Below are 16,566 nucleotides of genomic sequence, written 5' to 3' on the forward strand. Positions count from 1 at the left end.
TAGGCGTCCACGTTCGCAAATAAAGGCTTTTAACAATAACTATGGACGCAGAACTTGACCAGTGTGATATGGGACTCGAATTCCCATTTGAATGTAAATTGAGTCTAGCCAATTTGATTGGCTATTGGGGGATGCGAATCAATGACTCGAATTCTCACTTGGCATCTACGGCCAAGGAGGTAATGGACCGAGTAAGTCAGGTGCCGGAGTTACTTGCCCCTATTGAAGATCTAGAGGTTCTTGATACCCATAGAGAAACAGTTGACCTCTTGATGACTGCTATTTTCTCTCCATTTACAGAAGAGGAGGAAATGGTGTCGGCCATGGCCCCGTTCAAAAAGCAAGATGTCCATTCAACCAAGGGCTATAAGGACTTGATGGCTCAAGCCGGCTCGTATGAGGCTTTATTGGATCCTGAGGAAATGGCGCAGATTATGCTGCACAAAACCATGGCTGCCTACTTTGCCATTATGCAGACATACTATGGGTTGACGATTGAACTAAATAAAGACATTATATATACCCTATCCGATCAGCGTACTGGGTTAAAACGATATTTTAAAATTGAAATCAATCCGAAATTCTGCGAGATTGTTCTGAATGGTGATTTGCCTGAGCTGACAGAAGAAGACCTGAAATACCTTACAGATCACATAGAAGATGTCGATGTATGGATGGAAAAACTGCCAACCGATCTTTTTGAATTTCAAGGATTGATCATATTCAAATTGACAGAGGTGACCAAGGATCAGGTACTTTCTAGAATGAAAGAAAATCTGCTTGAAAAAAATAGTATTACCGAGGAAAACAGCTTTGATGATTTAGAACAGAAGTTTAGATCCTTGCTTCAGCTCTCAGATCTGCGATTAGGTATATCAGCATATCAAAAAAGCAAAAACAGGTTTTTCAATTTTGGTAGGAATACGAGAAGAAGCATTTTAATTGGAAATCATGACAAGTTAGAATGCCCACATGCCACAGCAAATTTGCTTGATAGATTTGCTAATCAAGCAGAGCCAATGGTAGTAGAAGACATGTCGGAGTGTTGTATGCCATTGAAACCACAATCCGAAGCACTTCAGGACTGCGGAGTTCAAAACCTGATTCTCAATCCGTTGTTCTATAATGATGAATTTGTCGGGCTGTTGGAGTTGGCTTCGCCTAATAAAGGAGATTTGAATGCCTTGACATTGACCAAAATGAAAGAGGTGTTGCCACTATTTGCGATTGCGGTAAAACGAAGCTCGGAAGAGCTGGAGAACACGATTCAGAACCTGATCAAAGAAAAATATACTTCGATTCATCCTACAGTTGAATGGAAGTTTAACGATGCGGCTCATCAGATGCTGGATCAAATGGCCGAGAAGAAAAGCACAGTCGCGCCACAAATTGTTTTTAATGATGTGTACCCTCTATATGCAGCCTCAGACATTAGAAACTCTTCTGTCGAAAGACATCAGTGCATTTATAAAGACCTCAATCGTCAACTTCAGTTGGCGAGAGAAGTCCTTGGAAGAGCGATGGAGATGACCAATCTGCCAATTTTGGACGAGACGATTTTCCGTTTGGATAATTTCAGAAAAAAAATCAAGAGCAAACTAGTAACAGGGGATGAGTCTGTAATCTTGGAATTTTTACAGAAAGAGGTCGAGCCAATAATCAAAAATATGGAAGCCAATCATGTGGGTGATGGCGAGTTTTCTAAGGCTTATTGGGAGGCATTAGACCCTACTCTTGGTGTGGTTTACGAGCATAGAAAGCATTTTGAAGATAGTTTGACGGCCATCAATGATACCATTGGAAGTATTTTGGATGAGGAAGAGAAGTCAGCTCAGAAGATGTTTCCACATTACTTTGAAAAATATAAGACTGATGGCGTCGAGCACAATATTTACATAGGAGCCTCTATGGTTGAACACTTAAAGTTTGATGAGGTTTATCTTAGAAATTTAAGACTATGGCAGTTGGTAGTTACAGCAGAAATTGCCAATCGAACGGCAACTATGGTTAATGACTTATCCATGCCATTAGAAACTACACATCTCATTTTAGTACATTCCAATCCATTGTCTATTCGATTTAGACAAGAGGAAAAGAAGTTTGATGTGGATGGTGCTTACAACATTCGATATGAGATAACCAAGAAACGAATAGATAAAGCCTTAGTAAAAGATACAGAAGAGAGAATTACACAACCGGGTAAGATTGCTATCATTTATTCTCAAGACAAGGATGCCGAAGAATACTTGAAGTATATCGAATACTTGAAAAGTAAGGAGCTGCTCACTGAAAAGGTCGAGCAATTGGAATTGGAAGAACTGCAGGGTGTGAGTGGTTTGAAAGCACTCAGGATAGCAGTGAATACGGGTTCTGCGTCTATAATGGATGAGGTCAGGAAATTACTAGAAGTAGCATAAAAAATCCCACGCTTCGATCCAGATGAGCATCGGGAGCGAAGCGTGGGAAAATATCTTCTAGTAGGCCTCTTCTATTATTTGGCCTCTTTCTCTTCTTTCTTGTTTGTGTTTCTGAAGTCGATGAAAGAAACCGCTGCGGCAAAACTTGCCAACACGATCACAATATTTACAAACAAATCAACTCCTGAAGTAACTGCTGGATTAAACATAATCTTGGTTCTTTTTAATTAACATGGCGAAGTTAAGTAAGAATACAATCAACTCAAAAGTTCCTTGTATCTATAGCAGTCAGTTGTGTGGTCGTTGATGAGACCAGTTGCTTGCATGTGTGCATACATGATCGTACTACCTACAAATTTGAATCCTCTTTTTTTCAGATCTTTGCTCAGTGCATCAGACTCCGGGCTGGTAGCTGGTACTTGATCCTTGTTTGGCCAGTGGCCTACAATGGTCTTGTCGTTAACAAAAGACCAGATGTATTTTGAGAAGGAACCAAATTCTTTTTGAACTTCAAGAAACTTGACGGCATTATTTACTGCAGCTCGGATTTTCTGTTGGTTTCGGATAATGGCTGGATTGGATATAAGCGACTGAATATTTTCTTCATTGAATTTTGCTACTTTGTTGGCATCAAAATTCCCGAAAGCGGCTCGATATCCTTCTCTTTTTTTAAGAACGGTACTCCAGCTCAGCCCAGCTTGAGCACTTTCTAATATCATAAATTCGAAATGCACTTGGTCGTCATGGGTAGGGACTCCCCATTCTTCATCATGGTACTGTTCATAGGCTTCAAAATGCCCAAGAGCCCACTCACATTTGGTTTTGCTCATATCGTACGGATTAATTCAAATAAAAATACGGGGTTGTGCACCAATTTGGCTAATTTTCAACGTTGATTTTTCATTAGAAAAGTAAAATTGTCCATTGCAAACGCACGCCAAACCTCTGATTGTTTATCTTTTTTTTATGCTTATCCTGTTCACATTTGGCAGTGGTCTATGCGCGCAGCCTAGTGGCGAACAATGGCTAGATATGAAAAGCCTCGATATCCAGCCTCATTTGCCCAAATATTTACTTTCAAGAAAGTCTGTTGTATTGGTTTCTGTCCCCAGATCAAAAAAGAATCCAAATCTAAGAGCTGATTGGAAGGGGCTTTCTGAAAAAGTGCACCGGGCCTTTAAGAGAATGAAAATAGATGCGGTGGCTTACTATTATTTGGATGACATGTTTGCGAGTCCAGACGCCAATGAGTCTTTTGCTAAGGAAATGGAGCGTCGCGAGATAAAATACATCATCGTGCTCGAACAATCACCTTCCAATGATGCAGGTGTGGAGTCCTATCGTATATCCATTAGTGGTTTTAATGACAAGCCTTCATTTATATCCGAAAGACAAAAGGCCTGGCAGACTGAAGGCCCTGATTTGGATGTGCTTCTGACTGAAATGAGAAAGGACGTCATCAGAGCTGAAATGGAAAGAGAAAATTATTTGATTCCGGACATCCCAGAGTTTTTCACGGATGCAAAAATTCTCAAAGGTAAGAGAATACCTACTTATGCAATGGATCTAAAGGTTGACAAATTGGTTGTTCCCAAATTCCAAAAATATGAAATGGAGGATAGTACTTCACTTAATGCTGATGCACTGAGCAAAATATCAGCTTATAACACAGAAGTCGACCGCAAGAACAAAAGGTTGGAAGAAATCATGTTGGATTACCCGTTGAGTTATGAATTTTCGGAGACCTCTTCGGATGTGGATATTTACAATCAAGGGCATCAGTTTGTACTATTGACTGTGCATGGCTCAGGCAAAACCTTAAAAGAGATGCTGAACTATGAGATTGATCCTTATGAAACGGACTATGTAACTATTCGCGCTGGAAGTACGCTTAACACTTTGCCCGTGGATGCTGTGGTTTACAAATACTATGTCAAGCACGTATACACGCAGGATGCCTACTTGGGCTCTCGGTGGGATGCGGATCTGACCTGGGAACAGGCTTTGCAAAACTTCATCTTCCATATGAAAGATATTTTAAAGGTTCAGTAATCAGCCTCAAGCGTTCAATTCATCCTGAAATTTGCTAATGAAACGTATTAAAGGCTATATTAGCCTAAACAAATAAGTGTAGATGATTGGAAAGATATTTAGTTGGGCTGTATTGATATTTGCTTGTTGGCTTTCGCCGCAGGTGATGGCTCAAGAGGCACCGTTTCAACTCAATGAGGGTGAAGAAGCGCTCAACTTTAAGGGTGTTGATCAAAACGGAAAATCATTTGAACTTTATGAGGCTTTAGAAAAAGGACCAGTGGTTCTTATGTTCTACAGGGGTTTTTGGTGCCCTCATTGCAATAAGCAACTTTCTCAAATGGAAGACTCTCTCAACTTTATTGTTGAAAAAGGGGGGATAGTGGTAGCTGTTACACCAGAAAAACCTGAGAGCATTGCCAAGACAGTAGATAAAACCGGAGCTTCCTTCAAAATCATTCATGACAAGGATTTATCTATCATGAATACCTATCACGTGGCTTTCAAGATGGAAGAGGCGTTGCTGAAAAAGTATAAAAAATGGGGAATTGACTTGGATGCAGCTAACGGAGATAATGGCCCCAATTTACCTGTGCCTGCTACATACATCATAGGTCAAGACAAAAAAATATTATATGCTTTCTTCGATCCTGATTATAAGAAGAGAGCAACCGTAGGTAAAATCTTACAGAATCTATAAGTTTGAGGTATTATGCTAACACCACTACAAATAAAAAAACTAAGTCATTTTTTCAATATCCTTGATTTTGACAAAAATGGATCAATCGAAGCTGATGATTTTGAAGCCATTGGCGAAAACCTAGCTATCATTCGAGATATTGATCTGGATACTCCCGAATATGAAGTTGTTATGGCTATGACAAATGGTATCTGGGAAAAGTTAGTTCCCTATGTAGAAAATGGTCAGGGTACTGAACAGCAGTGGTTGCAGTTTATGACTGTGTTGCTAGACCCTAAGAATCTAGACACCTACAAACAGTACTTGAATAATTTTGTGACTACTATATTCAAGATGTTCGACATCAATGATGATGGTTACATATCTCAAACGGAATACATAGACCTTTTTATTGGCATGCGAATAGAGGTACGTTTCGCGCCAAAGGCCTTTAGAAACTTGGACACCAATCAAGATGGCCGCTTGTCAAAAGAAGAAATGATCCGATCTGTGGATCAATTTATGCGAAGCGATAATCCTAATGCTGCGGGCAACTGGTTGTTCGGAGGATGGGAGGAAAGCAGAGTTTAAATTAGAACCCGTCGTCTTCGTCCTCGTCTAATTCCTCAAACGTATTGTAATCCTCCTCGACAGGCTCTTCCTGTAGAGGATCTGTACCTTCTTCAATGGTTTCGTAGCTGTCTTCTTCCAGATGAGTTTCTTCTGGATATTCTAAGCTATAAGCTTCGTTGATGCCGTAATATCTATTTCTAAAGTCATTAACGAACTTTAGTACTTCAAATTCATCACCTAGTACTGTGGTGTATTCTCCCAATCCCGTACTAGCAACTGTTGAGTTTTCACTGACGAAGTTGTTGAAATCGGTGTTTGAAGAAAACATCATGAGACGACCGTGTTCATAGCTAAAGAAATACCAAGTTGATGGAGCTATTTGTAGAAATAGGTGTACAATATTGTCACCATCATCCGATTTTTTAATTTCCAAAAATCCATCAGATAGCGCATTGATGTCTGTTTGTAAAATATGAGACAGACCAAGTTTCGATGTGTTGTAAAAAGCACGATGTCTGTGAGACCAGGAAAGATTAACATTAGAAATGAAAAGTGTTTTGGTGACTCTTGGCGAACTTTCTGACAAGGCCGTATACTCGTTCATGGAATTGTTTTCGTAGTTTTTGGTTGCTGGGTCACCAATCATATCCGCCAATTTGTACATGACTTCGATGCTATTGCCATGTGCTGCTTCCGGGCCTACCTGAGCGACTACATCTGTAATGTCGGCTGTCATGGCTGTGATCACTGTAGGGTGCAATTTCATGTCGAAGGCCAACATAGCATCCATAAAATAAGTGTTGGAATCAGGCTTGGCAAAGCCTAAAGCAGTGGCTTCCAAGGCAAATTCGGGAATATTTTTGATCAGATTGACTGATCCTTCAAAAAGGAGTTCTTGTGTCTTGTCATTATATATAAAACTTCTACCAGCATAGGACTCGTTAGAGGTCTTGGCAGGGTCTTCAATCCTGAACTCAGACAGAGAGTCCGTATAAGTCAAAAGCCCACCTGCTTTAAAAATATATTCATCAGCCGGTCGAATCTTATCATGGACATAGGCCATGTAAACATCATAGGTAACGCTGTTATACAGAAGACCAGCTACTATAGGCTGTCCAGTGGTCGTGGTCGCTGTATCCACATCAATGATAACCTCATCTTGACCTTCAGGTACGTTGTAGTTGATCCAATAATCAAACTCACCTAAGCTGGTAATATTGGGTCGGACCTCACCTTCCATTTCTAAGTTTTTTCTGTCGGCATACATGGTGACATCACCTGTAAAGAAAAAACCAGGGGAGGGTTGTAGTTTTTGAGATTCTAAAACCGTTCCACCAGAAACGGTCATGCTATCATATTCATTTCTTCCTACCTGAAAGCCTTTGAGCTCGAAGCTGTCGAATTTGATAGCAAAAGTATCTTGCGCAGCATTAACCAATTCGTAAGTGGCATGACCTTCAAATTTTTTACTTGATATAATTGTGATATTGCCATCAAACAAATTGTGATAGCCATTGAGTGTATCGATCTTCAACTTGGCGTTTTCAAAAGTTCTAAGGACGGCATTTTCATAAATGGTCGTTTCATTGTTGTCCGGAGTAATTTCTGCGTCGGCTACTTTGATGTATGGAATGCCTTGAACGTTGAGCTCGTAAGTGTTGATGTCATAGATAGCGTTGGTAGCATTGAAGGCCAGAGAATCTAGCTCCTCACGTGTAGTGTAAAAGTAGGAGGACATGATATCTACTTCCTCCGGCTTTACCATCGCAATCCGGTCTGAATCCAAATACCAGGTAGCTTCTGTAATAGAGGTCTTCATTTGTGCATATGGGAAACTAATGGCAGCTACACCTTCCTGCTCGGGCCGAACGGTGGCTATGTTTTCGAACAAGTCGAAATTAAGGGCAATGTCATCACCTTTCATCGCAGGTTTTTCTGGGTTGTCTGTTAGAATTTCAAACTCTGCATGCCTTCCAGAATATTCGGTTTGACTAAAATGGAATTCATCAGAAATCGATTTTGATCCTCTAGACAGCATTGTACCAGAACCATAGACTCCTCCCGCTGTGATATTCGCCTTTCCATCCAATGAGGCAGTAGAGTTATAAAATTGGAAAGGCTCGTTTCTGTTGGCAATATACATGCTGTCCTTAAGCGGTTTCCATAGCATTTTATAATCCGTCAATACAGCCTCTGGGTAAGATGCTTGGTCCATTTTGCCTTCACGAATGACTCCTTCCTGGCCAACAGCAGATACAGAATCCATATAGAATATAAAATCATCGGAATTCACAGTAGTGGTTCGATAGTCAATACGTCCATCTGCTCGCAATCCATCTGCACTTAGAGTCAAGCTATCGTATAAAACACCTTCCCCTTTGTATAGTGGATACCCTTCTGCAGGAATGATGTGTTCAAAGCCTAAAGATCTATCGGGCATGATCACCAGATTTTCTTCGATAGGAGGTATAATTCCTCCTGTCATGAAAGTCCCTTTAAAAGCAATGCCATCCGGGTCATCTCTATTGATACTATCCATTTCAAATGGAGGAACCACAAAGTAGATGGACTTATCATAAGCTCCATCCAGAATATCCGGACCATCAAAGTACACAATAGCCTCAGAGTCTGACACAAAGAAAGGATACTGGGCAAAATTTCTTACCCCCGCTTTGTTCTTTGGGTGGTTGATGTACAGGGTGCCTGAAGTTTGGGTCAGGTGATTGCTCAATGAAGTTTTTTCTTGATCTTCCCCATCATGAAAATCCACCTGTATTCTCATAGAGTCGATCACTGGCATTTCAATGAGATACTCATCATAATTAAAGAAAAACTCTTTGCCCTGATAGCTAAAGTCACCAGCATTCACGCCTCCGCTAAATTTCATGTTTTTGTCTTGAAGCAACGTGATCCTGCTGGAGTCTGGTGTAATACGCACATCTTCATCGGGCGTGACTACAATTTTACTCACTCCCTGAACTTCCATTTCGCCCGTTTCAAAGTTCAATGTTGCATTTGCACCTGGAGGGTTAAGTGAAGAAATCAGAATGTTATCAAAGTCTTTCTGACGTGTATAGGCCATAACATAATGGAAAGCCTTTCTAAGCACTTGAATTTGTTGGTTTTCCTCATCAAATAAGATGTAATTGTTTTGCTTTAAGAAGATCATGGCTGATCTGGCAAGTTCTGGCTTAAGGCCAAAGTGTTCCTGCATTTCGAGCAAGTTATATTCGGAGCTCTGAACTAATCGGGCAAATTCCACAACTGCACGCAAAGGATGGAACTCATACATGCCGGTCATTTTTTTGTACCTGAGCGGGTTGAAATACTCCTCCGATTCGAATAAAGCAGGCACTCGATTTTTGGCATTTAAGATTGAAATGTTAATACTGTCCGACTCGAGCATCCATTGAAGCATGTCAGCTTTAAATTCTAACTTGAAGAATGAAGAGTAATAGTAGGTGTTTTTGTATGCACCCCGATCCTTGAGCAAAGTGAGTTTGGATATGGCTTGATCATAATCGAAACGAACCACATGGTGGTAAATGGAATCTTCACCGTGATGCAACACAAATGAGGCTTTGTTTGATAGAATGAGGGAGTCTTTAAAAGTGTATTCTTCGGCTTCTACCTTGAAGGACCTTCCTTTGCCTGTTCCTTCTACTACAGAAGGGTTTTTTGAAACCGAAGTACCGAACTTTCTCGCTCCCTTCATAGCAAAGCCACCTTTGTACTTTAAGTGTTTGTCTGGTAGGGTCAATTCTAAATCTGAGTAATGAGAAATGAATTGAGGGAATAGCTTTTCTTCATGCGCCAGTCGCTTTCCGCTTTTGAAAGAGAAGGCTCCTGGTGCTTCTCCACTGAACAATTCTGGGTACTTCAATTTTGCTCTGGATGTTCTGAGTCTTGGTATTCTGACATTGAAAGAATACCCCTCCAAACTCACCACAGCTCCATCAGTGCCTCGGAGATCATTTGGCCAATCTATCTCTCCGGACTTGCCTACAAAAACCTGATCCTTAATAAGGAAAGTACCTGATGCATTGGTGATGGATAAAGTATCGTAAGGTGTTGAGATTTTAAAATCAATCCCAGTTAACTCTAAAGCAGGGCCGGCCAGTATGGGGTCCACATCATTGTTCTGCATTTCGGCTACATGATCTACTTTTTCGAGGGAAAAAGTCTGACGCTCCAGCACTAGTGGTTTTTTTTCTTCTTCAAAGGATTCTTCTGCTACTTCTTCGCTCCCAAAACTATCATCACTTCCGAAACTGTCATCGCTGCCGAAACTATCATCACTTCCCCATCCATCATCAGAGCCCCAGCTGTCATCGCTTCCCCATCCGTCGTCTGAGCCCCAATCATCTGAACCTGTGTCTTCCTCCGCATATTCTTCTTCTTGAGTTTCTTCAATCTCTTCCTCAGAGATAAATTCCTCTTCAACTATTTCTTCTGACTCTTCAGGTTCCGGCTCTGGCAATGTTTCCTCGAGTAGGACCACTTTGTATGAGCCACCCGTAGTAGATAACTTGTTGTAATGAGAATGGTAAAGTGCACCTCGTGCGAAAAAGAAAGTGAGGGATTTGAAGAATTCTGAAACCTCGTCCTTGCCAAAGTGATCCACAGCGTAATGACAGATGTTTAAAATTTCAGACATCTGATCCGTACTGGTGCTTTCTTGCGTCAAAGCATAAGTGATCAGGCTGAAGAAGTATTCGTGATAAGGGCGAGTGCCAAATCTACGGTCTTCCATTTTACGACAGAGCTCAATGATTGAGGCTTTTTGATCGTCTGTCAGTTGTGAGGTCCAGACATTACGAAAGTCGTAAGACACTTTTTCTGCGGGCTCCGTACCGATGCCTGAAATATTACTCACTACATCTTCCACAAACTGGTCTGGCTCAGATGAAAATCTGAAGTATTGTGCTTGCGCTAATCCTGTAAAAAGGGTAAAAAAAAGTAGAAAATATATACGCCTATGCCAGACCATTCAATGCTATTCTGAATCAACGGCTAAAGATAGTAAACCGATGGCGATATGCTAAGGGCTTTATCAGTATTTACTGAACATCAGCGCCGTCCAGTTATCCTTAATAACTGATTTTTCTAGCAAAAGATTATAAGAATCTGTGCTATTTTTTACATCAGGGATGTCTTCTTCATAAAACCCACTGAGAAACAATTGGCCTCCCTTGTCAAGTAGACCAGCATAATAAGACATTTCTTCTAAAAGCACATTTTTGTTGATGTTGGCAATGACCACATCATATTTCGGCTTGTTGAGTTGGAGTGTGCTGATTGCACCTTTATGATAATCAATATTTTGAAGGCCGTTGAGCTGAAAATTTTCCAAGCCATTCTCTACACACCACTGGTCGATGTCTGTTGCCTCAACATAGTTGGCGCCGAGTTTAGCAGCCATGATGGCTAAAATGCCCGTACCAGAACCCACGTCGAGTACGGACTTATTTGCAAAGTCACTATCGAGTTGAAGCTCTAATATGCCCTGTGTAGTCGCATGGTGACCTGTACCAAAGGACATTTTGGGAGTGATTACAATTTCATGATCGTAAGAATCATCAGGTTCATGAAATGTTGCCCTTACTCTACACCTGGTATCTACAGCAATTGGATCGTAGTTTTTTTCCCACTCTTCATTCCAGTTTTCCTTTTCAATGGTTTCTACTTTGTACTCGATAGAGGCCAAAGATTTATACTTGTCAACCATTTCACTAATCGCTCGACTAGAGTATCGTTCGGTAAGAATATAGGCGTCAATCCCTTTTTCAGTTTCTTCAAAAGTATCAAAGCCCATTTCGGCTAATTCTGCAGTAAGGATTTCTGAGAATTCTTGGTTAGTTTGGAATATTATTTTGGTAAAGGTCATTTATCTATTGCAGCCGGCAAAGGAAGCATATTCGGTATAGTACACCGAAAAGTCCGCCATGTTTCGGTCTTTTTCAAAGTATATGTAAACATCAGCAAAATCTCGGTCTTCCACAAAAGACCAGTGACCTACCTCATCGGCAAACAAAGAATTTTCTTCTTCGAAGACGATGATGTCTGCAAAAGCTTCGGATTCATCCTCATAAACCCGAAAGTGTGCGAATCGGGGATTAGTTTCGATATAAACCTTACCGTAAATTTCACAAGGGTCAATTTGAGCTGTGGTAATAGGGATATCACTCCAGCTCCATATCAACAGCGAAACAATAAATGAAATCATAACGGGAAAATGTTGCTTAATTCACTTTTAGAATGAGTTGACGATGGCTAAGAAGTCATCTGCATTAAGAGATGCTCCACCGATTAGTCCACCATCTACATCTGCGCCTTCAAAGATTTCCTGAGCATTTGAAGGTTTACAGCTACCACCATAAAGGATAGGACAGGCATCTGCAGCTTCTTGTCCAAATTTACTGGCCAGGTGACTCCTTAGTTCTGCATGCATTTTTTGTGCTTGTGCTGATGTTGCGGTTTTACCGGTGCCAATCGCCCAAATTGGTTCGTAAGCGATTACAATTTTAGCAAAGTCTTCTGCTGACAAGTGAAACAAGCTTTCAGTTAGCTGCTGTTTTACGTAGTCATATTGTGTGTCAGCTTCTCTGATTTCCAAAGGCTCTCCACAGCAGAAGATGGGCGTCAATCCATTGGCCAAAGCCAAATCCAATTTTGCCGCTAGTTGTGCGTTGGTTTCATTGAAATATTCTCTTCTTTCGCTATGCCCTAGGATCACATAGTTGACGCCGGTAGATTTGATCATCTCGGCTGAAGTTTCTCCTGTATAGGCACCTGATGCTTTGTCACTACAGTTTTGTGCAGCTACTTCAATTCCTTTCTTTCCAACTACAGATTCCGCCAAGCTGGTCAAATGAATAAATGGAGTACCCAGAACGATTTGAGCTTCTTCGTTTCCTGTGGCTTTGTCGAGCACTTCCTGTGCTAATTTTTTGCCGGCCGCCAGGTCATTGTTCATCTTCCAGTTTCCCGCTACTATTTTCTTTCTCATTGTGTGTTTATTAATAAATGTGAATTTTCGCTGAACAAAGTTGCAATAATTATGGCATTAATTGATAATATTTCATCATTTTAGCGTATTGATTGAATTGGCCAGAATAATATTCAATCTTTACAACGCACGATCCAAAACAACTTTCTTGAATCCTTAATTTCTGATCCAATGGAAAAAAGACATACCTATGACTATGGTGTAATTGGTAATTGTGCATATACCGCCCACATCAAAACAGATACCAACATCGCTTGGATGTGTTGGCCTAGATTCGACAGCAGTTTCATTTTTGGCAATATGCTTGATGATGAAAAGGGTGGGGAGTTTTCTGCGCTGCCTGCCGAAGGCAATTATGATTCGAGACAGTACTATTTAGAAAACACCAATGTGCTTTGTACGGAAATTACCAGTGCTAGTGGTAAATATAGAGTTACAGACTTTGCACCTAGATATTTACAGTTTGAGCGGAGCTACAAGCCATTGATGCTCATCAGAAAAATTGAACCTATTTCGGAACATCCAAATATCAAAGTAGTATGTGATCCTGTGGGTGACTATGGCAATATTCGTCCGGAACGAAGTATGGGTAGCAACCACATCCGGTACATTGGGCTGGAGTCGCAGGTACGTCTGACTACCAATATCTCTTTGAGTTATTTGATGAATGATCAGGAGTTTGTGCTGAATGAAACCAAATATTTGGTTCTTACATTCGGGCCACCATTGGAGGCGGATGTAAAAGAAACCTCGGAACTATTTTTGAACCGAACGGTGAACTACTGGCACAAGTGGGTGAAAACCGCCAGCATTGCCAATTTTTATCAGAAGGAAGCGATACGTTCGGCACTTACGCTAAAGATCCATCAGTTTGAAGATACGGGTGCCATCGTTGCCGCTACTACTACAAGTTTGCCGGAGTCTCCAGGGTCCACTCGAAATTGGGATTATCGTTTTTGTTGGATGCGTGACACGTTTTATACGCTCAATGCTTTCAACAACATTGGCCATTTTGAGGAGCTAGAAAAGTACTTTCACTATATCATGAACATCACCAGTGCGGAGAACGATCGTTACCAACCGCTGTTCGGTATTGGTGGAGAGAAGGATTTGGTAGAAATAGAAACCAAACTGAAAGGTTATCGAGGAAACCAACCAGTGCGAGTAGGAAACCAGGCGTATGAGCATATTCAAAATGATGTTTATGGTCAGGTGTTGTTGTCTTTGTTGCCGCTTTACTATGATCAGCGAATCATTTTTACTGAACGCTACGACTCTGGGGATTTGATTCACAAGACACTTGGTCTGATAGAAAAGACGATGGAGCAAACTGATGCGGGTCTTTGGGAGTTCAGAAACCTGAGCCAGCACCACTGCTATACCTATTTATTTCATTGGGCGGGTAGTATGGCTGCGGAGAAAATCGCCGTAGTATTGAAAGACGAAAAAATGGGCAAGTTGGCTCAGAAGCTAGGCAAAATAGCAAAAGGTAAAGTAGAAGAGTGCTACAGTGCCAGCAAAAAAGGATACAGTCAGGCGATTGGTACAGACCGGATGGATGCCAGCTGCTTGCAGCTGATCAACATGGGCTATCTGGACAATAATTCTGAAAGAGCCAAAGAACACCTCAAAGCCATGGAGAAGGATTTGAAAGCTGCCAATGGACTATTCTATCGATACAAGCACCAGGACGACTTTGGCGAGCCGGAGACTACTTTCTTGATTTGTGCTTTCTGGTATGTGGAGGCATTGGCTTGTGTAGGCCGAGTAGATGAGGCTGTAGAGTACTTTGATAATTTGGTTGGATACTCCAATCATGTGGGCTTACTCAGCGAGGATGTTAACGAAAAGGACGGAAGTATGTGGGGTAATTTCCCCCAGGCCTATAGCCATGTAGGATTGCTTAATGCTGCACATAGAATTGCCAAAAAATTGGATAAGCCTGATTTTAGGTAATGCAGAGTCTACTCCTTCTTGGAGAAGAGGGCTGGGGAGATTGAAGGCTACTCCGGCAGTATCGGAAGATATACTCTAAAAGTTGTCCCTTTACCTTCCTCGCTATCTACCTCGATCTTGCCTTTGTTGAGCTCTACAAACTCGTGAATGAGCGTAAGGCCAAGGCCTACCCCTTTTTCACCACCGGTACCCCATCGGCTGCGCTCACCTTGGAAGTCGAACAGATGTGCCATCTTCTCTTTAGGGATACCTATACCCGAATCCTGAACGGTGATGACTGCCATGTTTAGATCATAGTTGAGCTGTAGGTCTACTGTTCCTCCTTCAGGGGTGAACTTGATGGCATTGCTCAATAGGTTTCTGATGATGGTGGAGACGCTGTTTTTGTCGGCGGTGATTTTGACTTTTTCTTTTACTTTTTTGGTCAGTGTAATTTGTTTGGCTGTAGCCAAATTTTCCATGATGCTCAAGTTAGAATTGCAGAGTTCATGGAGTTTGATTTCTTCAGGTTTGTAGGGCATGCGACCTTGCTGACTCATGGCCCATTCCAGCAAGTTGTCGAGCAGCGAAGACACTTCTTTGGTAGAAGTATCCAGCATATTACCCAACTTGAGTAGCGCATCGTAATCCTTACTTTCTACCAGTAAATGAATCAGTTGTGACACACCTTGAAAATTGCTGATTGGTCCTCGGATGTCATGAGAGATGATAGAAAAGAATTTGTCTTTTGTACGGTTAACATCTTCTAGCTGATCTCTTTGTGCAGCGATGATTCGCCGTCTTTGCCTTACTATTCTTACGGCGCGAACTTTTACCCTATAAACTTTGAGTAGTGCATAGGTCAAGCAAAGCACCAGTACCAAAATCACGATCACACTCCAAAGAACAATTTGATTGTTTCTGGCTTGCTCATTGAGCAGGTCTACTTCGGTTTGTTTCAGGTCTATTTCAGCTTGCTTTTGGCCTACTTCGTATTCAGTTCTCAGATCAGCCATCTTGCGGATCACCTCTTCATTGTTGATACTGTCACGATAAGTGATGTATTGACTCTGGTAATCGTAGGCTTTTCGATAGTCACCTTGGGCCTGGTAGATCTCAGAGAGCTTGAGACTGGCGTCTCTTATTTGTTCTTTTAGGCCTTCTTCTTCCCCGATTCTCAGGGCACTATGGGCATATTTAAGAGCTCTTTTTAGGTCGTTACGTTCTGCATATATTTCAGCAAGAGAGGTTTGGTAAACGGCGATGGGATACCTGTCACCTAGCTCCTGAAGTATAGAGATCGCCTCATAAATGTTTTTTTCGGCAATAGTATGATTTCCGGTTGCAGCATTGACCAAACCAATATTACCAAGTGCATAAGCAATCCTTGATTTATAGTTAGCCTTTTGAAAAATTACTTTAGCCTCTTCAAAGTAAAGATTGGCGCTATCAAATTTATTATTGACTCTGTAAAGTTCACCTGTATTTAATAAAGCACTTGCTAGCCTAATAGAGTCATTTTCATCTCTTAAAATATCAATGGCTTTGAAATAATATTCTATAGAGTTACTAAAGTTATTTTGCCTAGAATAGAGTCCTCCTAAGTCTAGGAATACTACGGCAGTCCCTAACCTTAAACTTATTTTCCGATATATTTTTTCAGCTAATAAGTAGTATTCAATGGCCTTTACCCAATTACCCTTTCTCTTATGAGCAGCTCCAATATGTCTATAGCTAAGAGCTGATTGCCTATCATCTTTTATTTTTTGAGAATACTCCAATGATTTTTGGGCAAAAAGAATTTTGTTGTCGGAGTTCGAAGAATAAAAGGCAATCTTGTTATTTAGAAAAGCTTTTGCCGAATCTGTGAATTCTTGTTTGCTGTTTAGCAAAAGAACTAAACTATCAACAATCTGCTGATT

12 protein-coding genes are annotated in these 16,566 nt (G+C 41.1%); 5 read left to right on the forward strand and 7 right to left on the reverse strand.

Going from position 1 to position 16,566, the window contains the following annotated elements:
- Positions 1 to 41: 41 nt before the first annotated feature.
- Complete coding sequence (locus tag ACO6S2_RS03310; protein WP_422361100.1) at positions 42 to 2,417, forward strand: GAF domain-containing protein; 2,376 nt, start codon at positions 42 to 44, stop codon at positions 2,415 to 2,417.
- A 74-nt stretch (positions 2,418 to 2,491) separates the two neighbouring features.
- Here the strand turns inward: ACO6S2_RS03310 and ACO6S2_RS03315 are convergent, their stop codons facing one another.
- On the reverse strand, positions 2,492 to 2,626 hold the full coding sequence (locus ACO6S2_RS03315) for a hypothetical protein (protein ID WP_318169605.1): 135 nt from the start codon (positions 2,624 to 2,626) through the stop codon (positions 2,492 to 2,494).
- 48 nt (positions 2,627 to 2,674) lie between these two features.
- Positions 2,675 to 3,247: a DNA-3-methyladenine glycosylase I gene (locus ACO6S2_RS03320; RefSeq protein WP_422361101.1), complete on the reverse strand. Its 573-nt coding sequence runs from the start codon at positions 3,245 to 3,247 to the stop codon at positions 2,675 to 2,677.
- Between the two features lie 202 nt (positions 3,248 to 3,449).
- On the opposite strand from ACO6S2_RS03320, the gene ACO6S2_RS03325 reads away from it, so the two are divergent.
- The 3 genes from ACO6S2_RS03325 to ACO6S2_RS03335 all read left to right on the forward strand — a co-directional run bounded on the left by ACO6S2_RS03325 (position 3,450) and on the right by ACO6S2_RS03335 (position 5,718).
- A complete protein-coding gene (locus tag ACO6S2_RS03325) occupies positions 3,450 to 4,469 on the forward strand; it encodes a hypothetical protein (protein WP_422361102.1) in 1,020 nt (339 codons plus the stop codon).
- 82 nt (positions 4,470 to 4,551) lie between these two features.
- Positions 4,552 to 5,148, forward strand: a complete 597-nt coding sequence (locus tag ACO6S2_RS03330; RefSeq protein ID WP_422361103.1) for a peroxiredoxin-like family protein — start codon at positions 4,552 to 4,554, stop codon at positions 5,146 to 5,148.
- 12 nt (positions 5,149 to 5,160) lie between these two features.
- Complete coding sequence (locus ACO6S2_RS03335) at positions 5,161 to 5,718, forward strand: EF-hand domain-containing protein (RefSeq protein WP_422361104.1); 558 nt, start codon at positions 5,161 to 5,163, stop codon at positions 5,716 to 5,718.
- A 1-nt stretch (position 5,719) separates the two neighbouring features.
- Here the strand turns inward: ACO6S2_RS03335 and ACO6S2_RS03340 are convergent, their stop codons facing one another.
- From ACO6S2_RS03340 to tpiA, 4 genes are all read right to left on the reverse strand, one after another.
- Entirely contained in the window at positions 5,720 to 10,690 is a 4,971-nt protein-coding gene (locus ACO6S2_RS03340) for a hypothetical protein (protein WP_422361105.1), read from the reverse strand.
- 63 nt (positions 10,691 to 10,753) lie between these two features.
- Positions 10,754 to 11,587: a 50S ribosomal protein L11 methyltransferase gene (gene prmA / locus ACO6S2_RS03345; RefSeq protein WP_422361106.1), complete on the reverse strand. Its 834-nt coding sequence runs from the start codon at positions 11,585 to 11,587 to the stop codon at positions 10,754 to 10,756.
- Positions 11,588 to 11,926: a DUF6150 family protein gene (locus ACO6S2_RS03350; RefSeq protein WP_422361107.1), complete on the reverse strand. Its 339-nt coding sequence runs from the start codon at positions 11,924 to 11,926 to the stop codon at positions 11,588 to 11,590.
- A 27-nt stretch (positions 11,927 to 11,953) separates the two neighbouring features.
- Positions 11,954 to 12,709, reverse strand: a complete 756-nt coding sequence (tpiA, locus tag ACO6S2_RS03355) for a triose-phosphate isomerase (protein WP_422361108.1) — start codon at positions 12,707 to 12,709, stop codon at positions 11,954 to 11,956.
- Positions 12,710 to 12,880: 171 nt separating this feature from the next.
- Here tpiA and ACO6S2_RS03360 point away from each other — a divergent pair, with 171 nt between their 5' ends.
- The gene (locus ACO6S2_RS03360) at positions 12,881 to 14,665 is read left to right on the forward strand and encodes a glycoside hydrolase family 15 protein (RefSeq protein WP_422361109.1); all 1,785 of its coding nucleotides are present in this window, start codon (positions 12,881 to 12,883) and stop codon (positions 14,663 to 14,665) included.
- 47 nt (positions 14,666 to 14,712) lie between these two features.
- Here the strand turns inward: ACO6S2_RS03360 and ACO6S2_RS03365 are convergent, their stop codons facing one another.
- On the reverse strand, positions 14,713 to 16,536 hold the full coding sequence (locus tag ACO6S2_RS03365; protein WP_422361110.1) for a tetratricopeptide repeat-containing sensor histidine kinase: 1,824 nt from the start codon (positions 16,534 to 16,536) through the stop codon (positions 14,713 to 14,715).
- Positions 16,537 to 16,566 lie beyond the last annotated feature (30 nt).

The organism is Reichenbachiella sp. (assembly GCF_965233835.1).
GTDB lineage: Bacteria > Bacteroidota > Bacteroidia > Cytophagales > Cyclobacteriaceae > Reichenbachiella.